The sequence below is a fragment of the Anaerorhabdus sp. genome (genome assembly GCF_036637135.1).
In the GTDB taxonomy this organism is placed as follows: Bacteria; Bacillota_I; Bacilli_A; order Erysipelotrichales; family Erysipelotrichaceae; genus Anaerorhabdus.
In genome coordinates this window covers 1-17,745 of the sequence record NZ_JAVWNC010000012.1, presented here as the reverse complement: position 1 = coordinate 17,745, position 17,745 = coordinate 1, and the positions used below count along the sequence as shown (strand labels likewise).

Sequence of the window (17,745 nt, the reverse complement as noted above, 5' to 3'; positions counted from 1 at the left end):
CATGTTTTTTCTCTTATAATGAATTAATGATACATGCTATAATGAGTAAATAAAAATGGTAGGTATTGTGAATGAAAATGATAGATGTAATGAAACAGAATAAACCATATTGTTCTAGTTATAGCGATAATCCAAGTGAACTTCAAACGATTGCGAAAACATTATGTTGGAAATACAATCAGACAAGTCCAAGTAGTCATGAAGAAAGAGCGATGATATTAGATGAACTACTTGGTACATATAATCCAAGTGCATATATTGAACCAATGTTCTTTTGTGATTATGGATTCAATATTCATATGAAAGGATTTGTATTCATCAACCATAATTGCGTGATATTAGACACGTCACCAGTGATAATTGGTCAAGGTGTATTTATAGGACCTGGGGTTTGTATCGCGTGTGCAGGACATGCTATACATACTGAGCAACGGTTAGAAGGTATTGGAACATCAAGTCCAATTACCATTGAAGATAATGTTTGGATTGGTGCAAATGCAACCTTATGTGGTGGAGTTACAATAGGAGATGGTAGCATTGTAGGTGCTGGTAGTGTTGTAAAACAGGACATACCTTCAGGTGTTATTGCGGCAGGCGTACCTTGTAAAGTAATAAGAGAAGTAACAGACGCAGATCGTATTGATCATGGACAACTATTTCATGGATGAAATAACAAACAATAGTGAGGGATAAATATGGATAATCAATTTATAAATCTTAATGAAACAAACATTGACCAAGAGCATTTATGTTGTATCATTCGAAGTCGTGTAGCCCATCCTGGTGTTGAGGCTAAACGAGAATGGTTAAAAAACAGATTAAAAGAAGGTCATGTTTTTAGAAAACTAGATGTAAAAGGCACTGTATTCATTGAATATGCACCTGTTGAGAGTGCGTGGGTACCGATACTTGGTGATAATTATCTGTATTTATATTGTCTTTGGGTGGATGGTGAATTCAAAGGTAAGGGTTATGGGAAAGCACTACTTGAATATTGCATTCAAGATGCAAAAGAGAAAAAGAAATCAGGAATATGCTTATTGGGTGCAAAGAAACAAAAACATTGGTTAACGAATCAAAATTTTGTTAAATCATTTGGTTTTGATATTGTAGATTCAACTCCCTCTGGTTACGAATTACTTGCGCTATCATTCGATGGAACAAAACCAACATTTACTAAAAATGCAAAATTAGAAAGAATTAATAATCAAGAACTTACAATCTATTATGATGATCAATGTCCATTTATTGAACAAAAAATAATGAATGTTAAAACGCATTGTGAATGTAATCATATCCCCATAACTTTGCATCATATTCAATCATTAAAACAAGCTAAAGATATTCCATGCGTATTCAATAATTATGCCGTTTTTTACCAAGGTAAGTTTGAAACAGTAAATCTTTTGGAGTTAAACATGCTTGATAAAATAATCGCTAAATAAAAGTTAGATTACAATATGTAGTCTAACTTTTCTCTTAATATAATACGCAATTTAAGAGGAATTAAAAATTGATGCGATGTATTCTTTTACCAGGAGGATAAAAGAATGGAAATTGAAATAAAAGAAATTGAATCAACAAGGGTAGCCTACATGAGGTATGTTGGATTACCACAAAAAGCAACATCATGTTTACCGAAAATATTTAAATCAATTAAAGGAAAATCAAGTGGTGCACCTATATTCTACTACCTTACAAATGATCCAAATAAGAAGGAAGTTGAAATGGAGATATGTGTACCAACTGAAGAAACACCAAATCAATCAGGTGTTGAAGTAAAAATACTTCCGCATGAAAAAGTGCTAAGTACAACTTGGATTGGACCATATACAAAACTTTCACAAGCTTATCAAATTTTAATGGATTATGTAGACGAGCATCAAATTCCAGTTACAGGTATTGCGAAAGAAGTTTACATTAAAGGTCCAGGCATGTTGATGATTGGTAATCCAAATAAATATGTAACCGAGATACATTTCATTTTGAAAAATGAAGAGTAATCTTGCGATCAAAGTTAATCATGTTTCTAAAACATATAATAATGGCGTTCAAGCTCTTTGTGATTTTAATCTTGAAGTAAAAGAAGGAGAGGTTTTTACTTTACTTGGAGAAAATGGAGCTGGTAAATCGACAATCATAAAAATACTAACCACATTAATGGATAAAACAAGTGGTGATATTGAAATATTTGATTGTGATATAAAACGAGATGTAAATTCAATAAGAAAACAAATAGCCTGTGTTTTTCAATATACTTCAATGGACATGTTTCTTTCATTAGAAGAAAATATGTTATTACAAAGTGATTTGTACCATATGCCAAAAGATGAAGCTATAAAAAGAATGAAGATGTTAGTCGATATGTTTGATTTGAATTCATATTGTAACCGACCTGTACAAACATTTTCTGGAGGAGTTAAAAGAAAACTGGATATCGCAATGACTTTAATGTCGAATCCTAAAATTTTATTCTTAGATGAACCAACTGTAGGAATGGATGTACATTCAAGAAATGCATTATGGGACATGGTTAAGAAAATAAAAAAAGATCTAGGTACAACAATATTCTTAACTACGCATTATTTGCATGAAGCAGAATCATTGAGTGATACAGTGTGTATTATGAATAAAGGAAAAGAAGTAATACAAGGTAGTTATGAAGAACTAAAAGAACTATTGAATACAAGTGTTATTGAAATTAAGTTAAATCAAGCTAATGTAAGTGATATTGTAAATAGACTAAAACAAGAGTTTGGTAATATAGAAATCACCATCAGAGATAAAAAAATAATGATTAAAAATCAAAAAGAACGATTCCATTCGCTGATGAAATATTTAATAAAAAACAATGTAGACTTATATTCCATGGGATTTATAGAACCTTCCTTAGAAGATATATTTATTCAAGTAATGCAAGGAGGTTTGAAGTGGAAGTTATAACACTGTTAAAACGGAATGTTAAATGGCGATATCATCATCGTCTCACTATTGTATTCACTTTGCTACAACCTTTACTATGGTTAGTGCTTTACAGTACAGTAGGACAAAATGTGATGCAATCAGTAGTATCGATAAACTATACAACTTACATTTTGCCTGGATTGATGTTTTTGGTTTGTTTTGGATCTTCTAGTAGTAGTGGAATTATGAATTATTTTATGAAGCAAGATGGTAGTTTTAAGCGTATGTTAATTGCACCTATTAAACGTGAATCCATCGTGCTTGCTCAAATCCTAGAATCTACATTATGTGCATTTCTTGAAGTAGGAATACTCACATTAATGAGTTGCTTGTTTGGTGTAGATATTTCATTAAATTTGTTTGAATTTTCAACAATAATGATGATTTTATTTTTATCAAGTTTCTTCATGTCAACACTTGCTTATTCAATTAGTTTATGGTTACCAAATGAAATGGTATATGAAACAATGATGAATGCACTTGTATTACCACTATTTTTTCTAAGTTCCTCATTATTTCCAATAGATCAAATCGATGGAATACTAGGTATCATCATTCGCATTAATCCATTTACTCACTGTATACAACTAGTTCGAATGCTATTACTTCATCAAGAAATTCAAATACAAAATATTATTTATGTCATGATACTGTTTATTATTTTGTGTATAGTTGGATTTGTTATTTCAAAATTAAGTCTAAACAAAGAAATGAACAAATAAAAAAATATCTATTGAGATATTTTTTTTCTTGATTCAAAAGTATTTCTTTCATTTCGGATACTTAGATACACTTTTATTACAATTAATATTGTAAAGGTTATTAGTAATAAGAAGGCATAGTTTATTAAATTGGGTTGAGAACCAAACATTAACGCTACTAGCAAAAACATAATGAATTGCCATTTAAGCCTTTTCTTAATTCCTTCGACATCTTCTTTGAATTCAAAATCTTTCCATGCTGATTTAAAAGGAGCTTTCTCATAAATGTAGTAACAAATATTTTTGGTAAGAAAGTACATACCGATAAATAAAACAAAGATGACACCGTAAATAACGAAAGGAGATACAGTACTCATCATATTAAACAAGAAGTAGATAGCAATAACTGCTAGGGTATAAAGAATACAACTACTTGCAAAATAAATAAGTAAATCACTTTCACTTATATATCGAGTATTACGTTTGGAACAAGTTTTACATTTAACTTTACCTACTTGATAGGTCTCGAATGTTTCTGCAATGGATTTGCTTAAATCCTTGCTGCATTTTTCGCATAATATTTTCAATTTCATCACCTCGTTTATTTTATCATGAAATACTGAATATTCATATATAAAAAGGGTCTATCTCACTCCACTTGTGATGTTATTCTCAATGTGATGACATGTATTATAGAAAATGACAATGATACTTGGATAGAATAGTCATTTATTGTATAATATTGAAATGCGAGGTGCCTAATATGTATAAAATAGTTACGAAGAAGAAATTAAACCCAGATGTTTACTTATATGAAATTGAAGCAAATGCAGTTAGTAAAAAAGTAGAACCAGGTCAATTCATTATATTAAGAGTGGATGAATTTGGAGAAAGAGTTCCTTTAACTATTGCTGATTACAATACAGATAAAGGGACTATTACAATTATTGTACAGGCAATCGGATCAAGTACAATTAAGTTAAGTAAACTAAATGAAGGTGATTCAATTCAAGATATTGTAGGACCATTAGGAAAACCAACAGAATTTGAAGAAGCAAAGCATGTATGTGTTGTAGGCGGAGGCGTAGGTAGTGCAATTGCTTATCCTAGTGCTAAATACTTATTCAATCAAGGTGTTCACGTGGATATGATAGCTGGATTTAGAAATACAGATATGATTATTCTTGAAGAAGAAATGAAGGCTATAGCTAATCAATGTAAGATTATGACAGATGATGGTTCAAACGGGAATAAAGGTTTTGTTACAGATGCACTAAATCAAATGATGATTGATAATCCATATGATTTAGTCATTGCAATTGGTCCAATTCCAATGATGAGAGCGATTTGCGAGTGTACTCGTCCTTATGGAATTAAAACGATTGTAAGTTTAAATCCAATTATGATTGATGGAACAGGAATGTGTGGCGGATGTAGGGTTACGGTTGATGGTAAGACAAAATTTGCATGCGTTGATGGACCGGATTTTGATGGACATCTAGTGGATTTTAATAATCTTGTTGAAAGAAACAAAATGTATAAAGACGAAGAGGGACATCAATGTCGCTTAAGTAAGGAGGGTATGTAATATGGCAAATATGCAAAATGAAAAAACACCAATGCCTTTTCAAGACCCAACTGTTCGTAGTAAAAACTTTGAAGAAGTAGCATTAGGATATACACATGATATGGCAATTAATGAAGCACAACGCTGCTTAAATTGTAAACATAAACCTTGTATGGAAGGTTGCCCTGTGGGTGTGCATATTCCTGAGTTTATTCAATATTTAGTAAATGATAATGTAGATGAGGCATTGAGAGAAATCAAAATAACTAATAATTTTCCAAGTATTTGTGGCCGTGTTTGTCCACAAGAGAGTCAATGTGAATCAAAATGTGTACGTGGTATTAAGGGTGAGGCAGTTGCGATTGGTCGTCTTGAACGTTATGTTGCTGAACATGGTAAAACAAAACAAGATACAATTGAATCCAACGGTATCAAAGTTGGTATTATCGGAAGTGGCCCAGCAGGGTTATCTTGCGCAAATGATTGTGCCAAAGCTGGATTTGATGTAACAATATTTGAAGCCTTACACCAAACAGGTGGAGTATTATCATATGGTATTCCTGAGTTTAGATTACCAAAAGCGATTGTTCAACATGAAATTGAAACGTTAAAAGACTACAATGTTAAAATTGAAACGAATATGATCGTTGGCAGAACAATTACATTTGAAGATTTGTGGGAGGAAGGTTATAAGGCGTTATTTATTGGTACCGGAGCAGGATTACCAAATTTTATGAACATACCAAATGAAAATGCTGTGGGTGTTGTAAGTGCAAATGAATATTTAACACGTTGTAATTTAATGAAGGCTTATGATGATCGTTATGATACACCGATTGCTAAACCTCAACATACAATCGTTGTAGGTGGTGGAAATGTTGCGATGGATGCTGCTCGATGCGCAAGAAGACTTGGTGATAAAGTTACCTTGGTTTATCGTAGAAGTTTGGAAGAAATGCCTGCAAGACATGAAGAAATTGAACATGCAATGGAAGAAGGTATTGATTTCAAATTACTTACAAATCCTACCGCAATCATTAAAGATGATGCAGGTCATGTGACGGGTATGACATGTGTATCTATGGAATTAGGAGAGCCTGATGAAAAAGGAAGACGTGGGGTTACTGTAGTAGAAGGTAGTGACTTTGCGATTGATTGTGACTATGTCATTATGGCAATTGGGACATCAAGTAATCCATTGCTTAAAAATGCAGAATCATCACTTGAAGTTAATCGTAGAGGTTGCTTTGTAGTTAATGAGAATCAAATGACTTCTGTGCAATCTGTTTATGCCGGTGGAGATGCAGTAAGTGGTGCAGCGACTGTTATTTTAGCGATGGGAGCAGGGAAAAAAGCTGCTGAAAGCATTTGTAAAGAATTATTAGGCTAAGAACATGAAATATCATGTTCTTTTTTTCTATTTGCCGTTGTATAATATAAGTAATATAGGTATAAATAATATTGAATCATTTCGATCATTTATACTCAACTATTCAATTTGTAGATGAATTGAGCCCAAATTACTATAATTATTATTGGTTCAAAGGGGAAAAAGCGTATGAGCGAGACAAATCAAAACTTAATAATTAATCTTTGTGAATTGTTGATGGATCAAGAATCAAAAACCGAGAATATAACCCTTGCTTTAAATGCGGTTAAGAGTCGGTTTCTATTGGATAAAGCTCTAATATATGAAACTAATCTTTCGGGTGATTTAGAGTTAAAAGAATCTGTTCCTAATGAGTGTAGAGAAAGTTATGAACAATTGTCCTATGAGAAATTTCGATATTTTTTTGGTGTTCAAGAAACAGCTGAATTTTATATTATTGATAAATCGGTAGATCATCCTAAAATAGAAGAGTTATTAAATATTTTTAATACAACCACTTTATATTTATTTCCTCATTTTAATCAGAATCAAATATATAGCATTGTCATTTTCTCGATATCTAATCCTACATTTTCTGATAATGATATGAAATTACTTAAGTTAGCTGGATGTCTGTTACTGAAGTACATTATGCCTCGTATGTATAAAACACAATTATTCGCAGCACGAAAAGCTTTGGAAAATGTGTTAGATAATACAGGAATTGATATTTATGTAAACGACTTCTATACTCATGAAATTTTATATGTTAATGAATCAATGGCGAGACCATATGGTGGTAAAGAAAAATTCATGAATAAAAAGTGTTGGGAAGTTTTATTTCCAAGTCTTAAAGGAGAATGCGAATTTTGTCCTCAAAAACGGATCATCGATGAGAATGGTGAGCCAACTAAAGTTTATACGTGGGACTATCAAAGAGAATTAGATGGATCATGGTTCCGTGTGTTTAGTGCTGCATTTCGTTGGATTGATGGACGTTTAGCTCATGTTGTTAGTAGCGCAGATATCACAGACAACAAGAAAAATGAAGCTCTAATTAAATATCTTGCAAATTATGATTCGCTTACTGGTTTACCAAATCGTAGAATGTTAGTTGAAGAATGTGAACGTCGAATAAATCATGTTAGTAAAGCAGATAAAGGGTATATCCTTTTCTTTGATATTGATGGATTTAAAAAAATCAATGATACTTTTGGACATGATATTGGTGATGAATTCTTAATTTGTCTTGGGCAATTTTTTAACAGTTTAGATTATCTTAAAGATGCAATTTACCGTAATGGTGGTGATGAATTCATTGCTGTTCTCAATGGTGATATTGGAGAAGAACGCTTGAAACAATTAATTGATAAAATACATGAGAGATTTGATTCGCCATGGATATTAAAAGGACATGAAGCAAAATGCAATGTAAGTGTTGGTGTTGCTTGTTACCCAGAAGATGGTGTCACAGCAGAAAGACTACTTGCAAAAGCTGATCAAGCCATGTATGAGGCGAAGCGTGCAGGTGGAGCACAATATTGTTTTGGTAGAGATATTAAGTAAATTCTATAACCTAGCTAATCTAATTTATTTAGACAAACTAGGTTTTAATTTGCTTATTAAAATATGCTTCTATGGGTTATAAAAATATTTAAAAAATGGTATGATATTACACGTTAGGAGTGTTAACATGAAACAAATACAATTATGCGATTTAATCCATAATATTGATATAAATCCAAAGCTAAAATCCTATTTTGATGAAGCTACGGTTTTAAGTGCGAAGTTTTATCGAAAAACTGAACACTTGTATATAACAATTCAACTTGGACATATTTTACCTTTTGATTTATATAGAGCTTTAAATCAATATTTTTGTGCTTCAATGTGCAAGCACTGTACCATTCATGTTGATGTAACAACGTATGAACAAAACATACAGGAGTTACAAAAATATGTTTGGCATTTTTCAACGTTTCAAACAAGTTTTAATATTTTTAAAGAAGGAATGCCTTCCTACACTGATGATGGAATTAAAATTCTATTTGCGACTCAAGAGGATGTAGAAAAAGCAATGCAATTTGAAACTAACTTAGTTAACTTTTTGAATACAGTTGGATTTAAGGAAGAAATGATTACTTTAGCTTCAAAGGAACTGGATGCTAAGGTTGATGATGTAGTAGTGCCATTAAGCAATGCATCACCTACAATGGATATGCAAAAAAGAAATGATCAACCAAAGTATTCTACAAAGCGAGTGAAAAAAGAAAATTACATCACAATCAAATTAAAAGATGCTGTTAATGAATGTGACAACATTCAATTTGATGCAACTGTTTTTAAAGTTGTTTATCAAACAACAAGAACAGGTAATACCATTCAAACAATTTATTTGAGTGATGAAACTGACGCAATCGTAATAAAGCGATTTGAGAATAATCGATTACCACTTGAAAAGATGAAAGAAATTAATGAATGGGATACAGTACGAGTTCACGGTTCAATTATTTATGATTCATATGAAAAAGAACTTGTGTGTAAATCAAATGATATTGAGAAAATAGAAAAAGAATCGAGAAAAGATACTTCAACAGAAAAACGTGTTGAATTGCATACACATACTATTATGTCTGAAATGGATGGAGTTTGTGAGATTGCAGAGTATGTTAATCAAGCATATAAATGGGGCCATTCAGCTATTGCTATTACTGATCATATGGCGGTACAAGCTTTTCCTAAAGCCCAAGCAGCTGTATCCAAGATACTTAAGAAAAATCCGGATGCGAAGTTCAAAATGATTTATGGGGTTGAAATGAATCTAGTTGAACCAGAACTAAAAATCGTCAAAAATCCAAAAGATATTGATCTATTGCAAAGTGAATACATATGCTTTGACTTGGAAACTACGGGATTATCATCGTTCTTTGATCATGTCATTGAATTTGGTGGTGTACTAATTAAAAATCAAACTGTTGTTGAACATAAACAATTGTTTATTAAGCCACCTGTATCAATACCACCGTTTATTCAAGAAAAAACAAGTATTACTGATGAGATGGTGAGTGGAGCAAAAACATTCGAAGAAGCAATTGATGAAATATTAGATTGGATTCAAGATCGTGTTTTAGTTGCACATAACGCAACTTTTGATATTGGGTTCATGAATGAAGAATTAAAACGCATTGGTAGAAAACCTTTAACAAATCCTGTGATTGATACTTTGGATTTTGCGCGTGCTATTTTAAGTGAAAGAAGAACATATCGTTTAGGTAATATTGCTAGAGCTTATCGTATATCCTATGATGAAGAGGTTGCACATAGAGCGGATTATGATGCAAATGTTTTAGCTGATGTTTTTCTTGCGATGATGCATCAAGCCAAAGAATTAGGTGCTACGACTGTTGCGGGATTACAAGAACTACAAAGTCCACAATCCTTTGCGAAAGTTAGAAATAGTCATGTTGTTGTTCTTGCTAAAAATCAAGCGGGAATTAAATCAATTTATCAATTGGTAACGATATCAAATACGGAAACTATAGCGGTATTTGGGAATGCGAATAGTAAAGCAAATGGTAGTGAATTTTTAGCTGAACCGCGTATCTTCAAAAAAATACTAAATGAAAAAAGAGAAAATATACTTATTGGATCTGCATGTTTAAATGGAGAAGTCTTTGAGTGTGCTAGCAATAAGGGACAAGATGATTTAGAAAAGGCAATGTCATTCTATGATTATATTGAGATTCAACCTTTAGCTAATTACTCCCATTTATTAGCAATGCATTCAGTTCCTAATATGGATCGTTTAAAAGCAATTCTTAAACGTATCATTGATACAGCTAAGCAATTAAGGAAACTGGTTGTAGTTAGTGGAGATGTTCATTATTGTGAACCAGATGAAAAAATTTATCGTGATATTTACATTCAAACTCAAGGCATTGGTGGAGTACGTCATCCACTATTTATATACAATGAGAAAATACGTCGTAATACAATAAACCCTGAACAACACTTTAGAACTACAAATGAAATGATTGAATCATTTGAATGGTTAGATAATCCAAGCTTAGTTCATGAAATTGTGATTGAAAATACAAATAAAATTGCTGATATGATTGAGAAAACTCAACCAGTTCCAAGTGGTTTATTTACTCCAACCATTGAAGGTAGTGATGATAAATTAAGAGAAATATGTTTTGATACAGCTCATAAAATGTATGGAGAAGTATTGCCTGAAATAGTAGAGAAACGATTAGAACGTGAATTAAATAGTATTATCGGTAACGGGTATGGAGTTATTTATTATATTTCTCACTTGCTTGTAAAACGTAGTAATGAAGATGGTTATCTTGTTGGTTCAAGGGGTTCTGTCGGATCTTCTTTTGTAGCGACAATGAGTGGAATTACAGAAGTTAATCCATTGGCACCACATTATGTTTGTTCAAAGTGTCAATACTCTGAATTTATTGAAGATGATAGTGTTGCAAGTGGATTTGATTTACCTGATAAACCATGTCCTCATTGTGGTGAAATCATGCGAGGAAATGGACAAAATATACCATTTGAAACATTCCTTGGATTCGAAGGAGATAAAGTTCCTGATATCGACTTAAACTTCTCTGGAGAATATCAAGAAAAAGCTCACTTATTTACTAAAGAAGTATTTGGAGAAGACCATGTATTCCGTGCAGGTACGATTGGTACAGTTGCGGATAAAACTGCTTTCGGTTATGTAACTGGATATAGTGAAGAAATGGGTATCGAAAACATGCGCAAGGTTCAAAAGGAACGTCTTGCGATAGGGTGTACAGGTGTTAAGCGAACAACTGGACAACATCCGGGTGGTATTATTGTAATTCCACATGACATGGAAGTAACTGATTTTAGTCCAGTGCAATTCCCAGCAAATGATCCAAACTCAACATGGAAAACTACACATTTTGATTTCCATGATATTCATGATAATGTATTAAAATTTGATATTTTGGGACATGTTGACCCAACTGCTATGCGATTGCTTCAAAACATATCGGGTATTGATCCAAGAACAATTCCGATGAATGATCCAGAAACAATGAGTCTATTTTCAAGTGCTGATGCCTTAAAAGCAGATATTAGAGAATTTGGTGAAAAAACAGGTGCCATGGGATTACCTGAGTTTGGTACAACATTTGTTCGTGGTATGTTAGAAGCAACTAAACCAAAAAACTTCAGTGATTTAATTATTATTTCTGGACTATCTCATGGGACAGATGTTTGGTTAAACAATGCAGCTGACTTAGTAGAATCAGGAATCACTTTACAAGAAGTTATTGGGTGTCGTGATGATATCATGACTTATTTACTACATAAAAAATTAGAACCAAAGGTAGCGTTTACCATTATGGAAAGTGTTCGTAAGGGTAAAGGATTAACGGATGAATGGGTAAAAACCATGGAAGAACATGATGTTCCGCAATGGTATATTGATAGTTGTAAGAAGATTAAGTACATGTTCCCCAAAGCCCATGCAGTTGCTTATGTTATTATGGCGGTACGTATCGCTTGGTTTAAAGTACATTATCCTCATTGGTATTATATTTCTTATTTCTCATTACGTTGTGATGCCTATGAAATTGAAACGATGACCAAAGGTATTGCAGCAATTAAATCGAGACTAGAAGAAATACGAAATCGACGTAATGATTATGAAACAGCAAAATTAGTTACAAAGAAAGAAAATGATATCTATAATATATTAGAGGTTTGTTTAGAACTTTATGCCCGCGGATATAAAATAGGAAAGATTGATTTATATAAATCACTTGCAACAGAATTTACTGTTGAGCCAGGAGATGTAAAAACCATTCTTCCACCATTTACTACAATTGATGGATTGGGTGAAAACGTTGCGAAATCAATTGTTGTTGCACGTGAAAAAGGAGAGTTTATTTCAAAAGAAGATTTAGTCTCTAGAACACAGTTATCGACAACACTACTTCGTAAACTTGAAGTGCTTGGAGCAATAGATGGTTTACAAGATAAAAATCAAATGTCCTTATTTTAAAGGGAAATCGTGTAATTTCCTTGCAATTTAGTTCAAAAATGATATGATAAGTACGTAAAGAAACTTGAGGAGTGGTGAAAACCACTCCTTCATTGTTGTTTGAAGGAGAAATTATGGATCAAATTGATAAAATTAAAGAGCTAATTTTACCAGAACTTAGTGCATTTGATGTCAAATTGTATGACGTAAAGTGGCTAAATGACAAAAAAATGCGTATCTTGCAAATTGCTATCATGAAAAATGATGGAACGATGGATATTGATACGTGCGCAAATGTATCTGAAAAGTTATCAGCAATTATGGATGAAACATTTTCGACGATGGATGAATATTTCCTTGAAGTATGTTCACCTGGTGCTGAAAGAGAAGTTCGTGATTTGAGCGAACTACCAAACCTTGTTCATCAATACATTTATGTGCGATTAAAACATCCTGCAAAGAAGATGATGGAAATTACTGGTAACTTGTTAAAAGTAGAAGGTAGTGAAATCACTATGGATTATCGAGATAAGGCATTAACCAGACAAGTAACTTTTGAACAAGATGAAATAGAATTCTGCCGCCTAGCGGTTAAACTATAAAATTCAAGTAAGGAGAAATGAAGAAAATGAATTTTAAAGATTTATTAAAAGCGATGCAACTGATTGAAGATGATCGCAAAATCTCAAAAGAAGTAGTTAAAGATGCATTAAAAGAAGCTTTAGCTAAAGCGTATCGCAAACATGTTGATATCCCTGATATCTTGGTGCGTGTGGATATTGCTGATTCAACAGGCAAAATCACAGTGTACCAACAATACCTAGTTGTAAGTGATGTTGAGGATGAAGAACTAGAAATATCTTTAGAAGATGCTAAAGAACTTAATCCTGAAATTGAATTAGGTGGATTCATTGATAAAGAAGTATCAATTAATGAATTAGGACGTGCAGCAGCTTTATTAGCTAAAAACGTAATGAAACAAAAGATTAGAGAAGCTGAAAAACAAGCAGTATATGATGAATACATTGATCAATTAGATGAAATGGTACTTGGTATTATTGAATCTGTTGAAGAAAAATTTATTCTTGTAAACTTAGGTAAGACAATTGCATTGATGCCTAAGGGAGCTCAAATTCCAGGTGAACGTTATCAAGAAGGACAAAAGATTCGTGTTGTTATTACAGAATGTAATAAAGATACAAAAGGATCTCAAATCTTAGTATCACGTGCTGATGCAAAGCTTGTAAAACGTTTGTTTGAAAAAGAAGTTCCTGAAATTTATCAAGGTGTTGTTGAAATTCGTGGTATTGCCAGAGAAGCTGGTGAAAGAACGAAGATGGCTGTTTATTCTAAGAACCCAGATGTGGATCCTCGTGGTGCATGTATTGGTCCTCGTGGACAACGTGTTCAAGAAATCAGTGATGAGTTGAATGGTGAAAAAATTGATATCTTCGAATGGAGTGAAAATACAACTGAGCTTGTGAAAAATGCATTAGCTCCTGCTGAAGTTGTTGCTGTTGTTCCAACAGATGAAAAACGTTCGTTGATGGTTATTGTAGATAACAGTCAATTGTCATTAGCAATTGGAAAAAAAGGTAAGAATGCAAGACTTGCAGTTAAACTTACTAATATGAAGATTGATATTAAGACTAAAGAAGAATTAGTTGAACAAGGTGTTGGTTTTGAAAAACTAATGTTTAACTATGAAGTTGAACAAGAGAAATTCAAACGCGAATTAGCGTCTAAAGCAATTGCAGAAATGGAAGAAGAATTAGAAATTGAAGCAATTGAAGAAGCTGAAGCACTTGAAGAACAAGCTGTTGAAGCAACAGTTGAAGAAGTTGTTGAAACTAAACCAACTCAAGAAGTTGAAGTAACAGTTACAGAAACAACTGAACCAGTTCAAGAAGTGAAGGCAGTAGAACCTAAGAAGGAAGAACCTGTCAAAGAAGTAGTGAAGAAAGTTAAGAAAGAACCTAAAGTTAGAACTGATTATGTAAGTGTATTTGAAAAACTTGCGGATACATCAACATCTAAACCTAAGGTAGAAAAACCTGACTTTAAGAAACGTAAAAAGAAAGATGAAGAAGAACGTAAGTTACGTTCTATCGATATCAAGAAAGATAAAGATTACGATATTAAACCAGTATATTCTGAAGAAGAATTGGAAGAAATTCGTTTGCGTGAGGAAAAAGAAGCACTTGAAGCTTACAGCAATGAAATTGATTACGATGAATTTGAAGAATATTATGATGAAGACTAATATCGATTGGTGAGTTATGAAAAAGATTCCAATGAGAAAATGTGTAGCGACTCAAGAACAACTTCCTAAAAAAGAATTGTTGCGTATTGTGCGTACACCAGAAGGAACAATAGAAGTAGATACCACAGGAAAATTAAATGGAAGAGGAGCATATCTTAAGAAAGATGAAGATGCAGTAGCATTAGCCAAGAAAAAAGGTTCACTTGCTAAAGCATTGGAATGCTCTATTCCAGATGATGTCTATGATAAAATTTTGGAGGTAGTACGTGGATAACAAAATTGCAGGTTACCTAGGTCTTGCAAATCGTGCAAGGAAAACCGTAATAGGTGATTCTGCGATCAAAGCAATTCAAAAAAAAGATGCGAAATTGGTCTTGTTGGCTGAAGATTGTTCATTGAATACACAAAAGAAAGTACTAGATAAATGTGAATTTTATCATGTAGAAGTAGTTAGAGTTATGCGAAGCATTGACCTTGCATATGCAATTGGTAGAGCAGAAGTTTCTTTTGTAGCCATTTGTGATGAAGGCTTTGCGAAAGCAATACAGAAATGTTTGAAATGAGGTGGAATGATGGCAAGACAAGTAAACAGAACTAAAAGAAGAAATAACAATAACAAACAGCCTAAAACATTTATTCCTAAGAATGATGTAGTTGTAAAAGAAATTACATATACTGAAGGAATTACGGTTGGTGAATTAGCACAAAAAGTAAATAAATCGGCAAGTGAGATTATTAAATTACTTTTCATGCTTTCAAAAATGGTAACAATCAACTCATCATTAGATGATGAAACAGTGCAGTTGATTTGTTTAGAATTTGGTATTGAATGCACAAAAGAAGAGATTGTTGATGAAGATAGTCTTGAAGATACAGAAGCAGATGATCCAGCTCTTCTTGAAGAAAGAGCACCAATCATCACAATTATGGGTCACGTTGACCATGGTAAAACCACTTTACTAGATTCAATTCGTAAAACACGTGTTGTTGAAGGTGAGTTTGGTGGTATTACACAACATATTGGTGCTTATCAAGTTGTAGTACACAATAAAAAATTAACATTCCTTGATACTCCAGGACATGAAGCATTTACTGCTATGCGTGCTCGTGGAGCTAAAGTTACAGACTTATGTATTATCGTTGTTGCTGCAGATGATGGTGTTATGCCACAAACAAGAGAAGCTGTGGATCATGCAAAAGCTGCAGATGTACCTATTATTGTTGCGGTAAATAAAATGGACAAACCAGATGCTAATCCAGATAGAGTAATGAATGAAATGTCTGATTTAGGATTAATGCCAGAAGAATGGGGCGGGGATACAATCTTCGTTAAATGTAGTGCAAAAGCAGGAGATGGTATTAAAGATATTCTAGAAACAATTTTAGTTGTTTCAGAAGTTAAAGACTTTAAAGCAAATCCTAAACGTTTAGCAACAGGTACAGTAATTGAAGCTAAACTTGATAAAGGTAGAGGACCAGTTACAACTGTTCTTGTACAAAATGGTACTTTAAAGGCAGGAGATCCTATCGTAGTTGGTGCATGTTTTGGACGTGTTCGTAAGATGACTGATGATAGAGGCCGTGAATTAAAAGAAGCAGCACCATCAACACCAGTAGAAATTATTGGGTTAAATGATGTTCCAGTTGCTGGTGATATGTTTAAAGCATTCGCTACAGAAAAAGGAGCTCGTGCTGTTGCTGATAGACGTTCTCAAGCTAAGATTGAACAAGAACGTAAATCAACGAGTGCAATGTCACTTGATGACTTAGCAGCTCAAATCGAAGCAGGAGATGTTCAAGAAATTCCTGTTATCGTTAAATCTGATGTACAAGGAACAGCGGAAGCAGTAAAAGCTTCACTTGAAAAAATTGAAGTATCTGGAATCAAAGTCAATGTTATTCGTTCACAAGCAGGTGCAATTTCTGAATCAGATATTATGCTCGCTAGTGCATCAAAAGCAGTTGTCTATGGATTCAATGTTCGTCCAGATGCGAATGTAAGAAAGAAAGCTGAAGAAGAAGGAGTTCAAATCCGTCTTCATAACATTATTTATAAAGCAGTAGAAGAAATGGAACTTGCAATGAAGGGTATGCTTGCACCAGTGTTCGAAGAAGTTGTTATTGGACAAGCAGTTATTCGCCAAACATTCAAGGTATCAAAAGTTGGAACTATTGCAGGTAGTATGGTAACAGACGGTAAGTTAGTACGTGACTGTGGTGTTCGTTTAATTCGTGATGGTATTGTTGTTTATACAGGAGTACTTGGTTCATTGAAACGTTTCCAAAATGATGCAAAAGAAGTATCAAGTGGATACGAATGTGGTATTACAATCGAAAACTTTAATGATCTTAAAGAGGGAGATATTGTAGAAGCATATCAAGACCAAGAAGTTAAGCAAGACTAATGAGTATTAAACAAGATCGTTTGAATCAAATAATCTTCAAAGAAGTCTCTGAGATTATTCAATTCAACTTAAAAGATCCAAATATTGGATTTGTTACAATCACGGATGTACAAGTTACGAATGATTATTCATATGCTACTATCTATGTATCGTTTCTTGGTAAACAAGAAAGAAATGAAGCTGGATTAAAAGCATTGAATCATGGTAAAGGATTTATACGTTCAGAACTAGCGAAAAAACTAACGATTCGCAAAGTACCTGAATTAATATTCAAACTTGATGAAACGTTAATTAAGAGTCGTAAAATTGATGCAATTCTTCAAGAGATTAAGAAAGATGATAAGAGCTCAGATTAGAGCTCTTTTTCTTTATCTTTAATGAAAGTTCTCTGCGATTAAAGTAACAAGACAATATGGGCTATCCATCCACCAAGGAGCAGCGATGATTATCG

General features: G+C 33.0%; 16 protein-coding genes. 15 read left to right on the top strand and 1 reads right to left on the bottom strand.

All coding sequences use genetic code 11. From position 1 onward, the window contains the following. Window positions 1-71 precede the first annotated feature (71 nt). The 5 genes from RR643_RS03605 (at window position 72) to RR643_RS03585 (ending at window position 3,686) form a co-directional block, all read left to right on the top strand. On the top strand, window positions 72-668 hold the full coding sequence (locus tag RR643_RS03605) for a sugar O-acetyltransferase (protein WP_332482355.1): 597 nt from the start codon (window positions 72-74) through the stop codon (window positions 666-668). Between the two features lie 27 nt (window positions 669-695). After that, window positions 696-1,445, top strand: coding sequence for an N-acetyltransferase (locus RR643_RS03600; RefSeq protein WP_332482354.1), 750 nt, complete (start codon window positions 696-698; stop codon window positions 1,443-1,445). 105 nt (window positions 1,446-1,550) lie between these two features. Then, the gene (locus tag RR643_RS03595; protein WP_332469174.1) at window positions 1,551-2,003 is read left to right on the top strand and encodes a GyrI-like domain-containing protein; all 453 of its coding nucleotides are present in this window, start codon (window positions 1,551-1,553) and stop codon (window positions 2,001-2,003) included. Next, entirely contained in the window at window positions 1,993-2,943 is a 951-nt protein-coding gene (locus tag RR643_RS03590; RefSeq protein WP_332482353.1) for an ABC transporter ATP-binding protein, read from the top strand. The genes RR643_RS03595 and RR643_RS03590 overlap by 11 nt, the downstream gene beginning before the upstream one ends. Next, window positions 2,931-3,686 carry an ABC transporter permease gene (locus RR643_RS03585; protein WP_332482352.1) on the top strand — a complete coding sequence of 252 codons (756 nt, stop codon included), beginning with the start codon at window positions 2,931-2,933 and terminating at the stop codon, window positions 3,684-3,686. The genes RR643_RS03590 and RR643_RS03585 overlap by 13 nt, the downstream gene beginning before the upstream one ends. 8 nt (window positions 3,687-3,694) lie before the next feature. Here the strand turns inward: RR643_RS03585 and RR643_RS03580 are convergent, their stop codons facing one another. Next, complete coding sequence (locus RR643_RS03580) at window positions 3,695-4,258, bottom strand: hypothetical protein (RefSeq protein ID WP_332482351.1); 564 nt, start codon at window positions 4,256-4,258, stop codon at window positions 3,695-3,697. A gap of 170 nt (window positions 4,259-4,428) precedes the next feature. Between RR643_RS03580 and RR643_RS03575 the strand changes: the two genes are divergently transcribed. The 10 genes from RR643_RS03575 (at window position 4,429) to rbfA (ending at window position 17,650) form a co-directional block, all read left to right on the top strand. After that, window positions 4,429-5,253 (top strand): sulfide/dihydroorotate dehydrogenase-like FAD/NAD-binding protein, encoded by an 825-nt coding sequence (locus tag RR643_RS03575; protein WP_332482350.1) that lies wholly within the window; start codon window positions 4,429-4,431, stop codon window positions 5,251-5,253. A 1-nt stretch (window position 5,254) separates the two neighbouring features. Then, the gene (gltA, locus tag RR643_RS03570; protein ID WP_332482349.1) at window positions 5,255-6,622 is read left to right on the top strand and encodes an NADPH-dependent glutamate synthase; all 1,368 of its coding nucleotides are present in this window, start codon (window positions 5,255-5,257) and stop codon (window positions 6,620-6,622) included. 168 nt (window positions 6,623-6,790) lie between these two features. Next, window positions 6,791-8,167, top strand: a complete 1,377-nt coding sequence (locus RR643_RS03565) for a sensor domain-containing diguanylate cyclase (protein ID WP_332482348.1) — start codon at window positions 6,791-6,793, stop codon at window positions 8,165-8,167. 127 nt (window positions 8,168-8,294) lie between these two features. Further along, window positions 8,295-12,647, top strand: coding sequence for a PolC-type DNA polymerase III (locus RR643_RS03560; RefSeq protein ID WP_332482347.1), 4,353 nt, complete (start codon window positions 8,295-8,297; stop codon window positions 12,645-12,647). Between the two features lie 113 nt (window positions 12,648-12,760). Then, window positions 12,761-13,228, top strand: a complete 468-nt coding sequence (gene rimP / locus RR643_RS03555; RefSeq protein WP_332470028.1) for a ribosome maturation factor RimP — start codon at window positions 12,761-12,763, stop codon at window positions 13,226-13,228. 17 nt (window positions 13,229-13,245) lie between these two features. After that, window positions 13,246-14,889: a transcription termination factor NusA gene (nusA, locus tag RR643_RS03550; protein WP_442879419.1), complete on the top strand. Its 1,644-nt coding sequence runs from the start codon at window positions 13,246-13,248 to the stop codon at window positions 14,887-14,889. 16 nt (window positions 14,890-14,905) lie between these two features. Next, entirely contained in the window at window positions 14,906-15,163 is a 258-nt protein-coding gene (gene rnpM / locus RR643_RS03545; protein WP_332470029.1) for an RNase P modulator RnpM, read from the top strand. Then, complete coding sequence (locus RR643_RS03540) at window positions 15,156-15,452, top strand: L7Ae/L30e/S12e/Gadd45 family ribosomal protein (RefSeq protein WP_332470030.1); 297 nt, start codon at window positions 15,156-15,158, stop codon at window positions 15,450-15,452. The genes rnpM and RR643_RS03540 overlap by 8 nt, the downstream gene beginning before the upstream one ends. Before the next feature lie 9 nt (window positions 15,453-15,461). Next, window positions 15,462-17,294: a translation initiation factor IF-2 gene (infB, locus tag RR643_RS03535; RefSeq protein WP_332482346.1), complete on the top strand. Its 1,833-nt coding sequence runs from the start codon at window positions 15,462-15,464 to the stop codon at window positions 17,292-17,294. Further along, window positions 17,294-17,650: a 30S ribosome-binding factor RbfA gene (gene rbfA, locus RR643_RS03530; RefSeq protein WP_332470032.1), complete on the top strand. Its 357-nt coding sequence runs from the start codon at window positions 17,294-17,296 to the stop codon at window positions 17,648-17,650. The genes infB and rbfA overlap by 1 nt, the downstream gene beginning before the upstream one ends. The last annotated feature ends 95 nt before the right edge of the window (window positions 17,651-17,745 follow it).

Excerpts from the sequence above, each read along its gene's own strand:
- RR643_RS03605 (WP_332482355.1), top strand. The coding sequence starts at position 72 with ATGAAAATGATAGATGTAATGAAACAGAATAAACCATATTGTTCTAGT.
- RR643_RS03600 (WP_332482354.1), top strand. The coding sequence starts at position 696 with ATGGATAATCAATTTATAAATCTTAATGAAACAAACATTGACCAAGAG.
- RR643_RS03595 (WP_332469174.1), top strand. The coding sequence starts at position 1,551 with ATGGAAATTGAAATAAAAGAAATTGAATCAACAAGGGTAGCCTACATG.
- RR643_RS03590 (WP_332482353.1), top strand. The coding sequence starts at position 1,993 with ATGAAGAGTAATCTTGCGATCAAAGTTAATCATGTTTCTAAAACATAT.
- RR643_RS03580 (WP_332482351.1), bottom strand. The coding sequence starts at position 4,258 with ATGAAATTGAAAATATTATGCGAAAAATGCAGCAAGGATTTAAGCAAA.
- RR643_RS03575 (WP_332482350.1), top strand. The coding sequence starts at position 4,429 with ATGTATAAAATAGTTACGAAGAAGAAATTAAACCCAGATGTTTACTTA.
- gltA (WP_332482349.1), top strand. The coding sequence starts at position 5,255 with ATGGCAAATATGCAAAATGAAAAAACACCAATGCCTTTTCAAGACCCA.
- RR643_RS03565 (WP_332482348.1), top strand. The coding sequence starts at position 6,791 with ATGAGCGAGACAAATCAAAACTTAATAATTAATCTTTGTGAATTGTTG.
- RR643_RS03560 (WP_332482347.1), top strand. The coding sequence starts at position 8,295 with ATGAAACAAATACAATTATGCGATTTAATCCATAATATTGATATAAAT.
- rimP (WP_332470028.1), top strand. The coding sequence starts at position 12,761 with ATGGATCAAATTGATAAAATTAAAGAGCTAATTTTACCAGAACTTAGT.
- nusA (WP_442879419.1), top strand. The coding sequence starts at position 13,246 with ATGAAGAAAATGAATTTTAAAGATTTATTAAAAGCGATGCAACTGATT.
- rnpM (WP_332470029.1), top strand. The coding sequence starts at position 14,906 with ATGAAAAAGATTCCAATGAGAAAATGTGTAGCGACTCAAGAACAACTT.
- infB (WP_332482346.1), top strand. The coding sequence starts at position 15,462 with ATGGCAAGACAAGTAAACAGAACTAAAAGAAGAAATAACAATAACAAA.
- rbfA (WP_332470032.1), top strand. The coding sequence starts at position 17,294 with ATGAGTATTAAACAAGATCGTTTGAATCAAATAATCTTCAAAGAAGTC.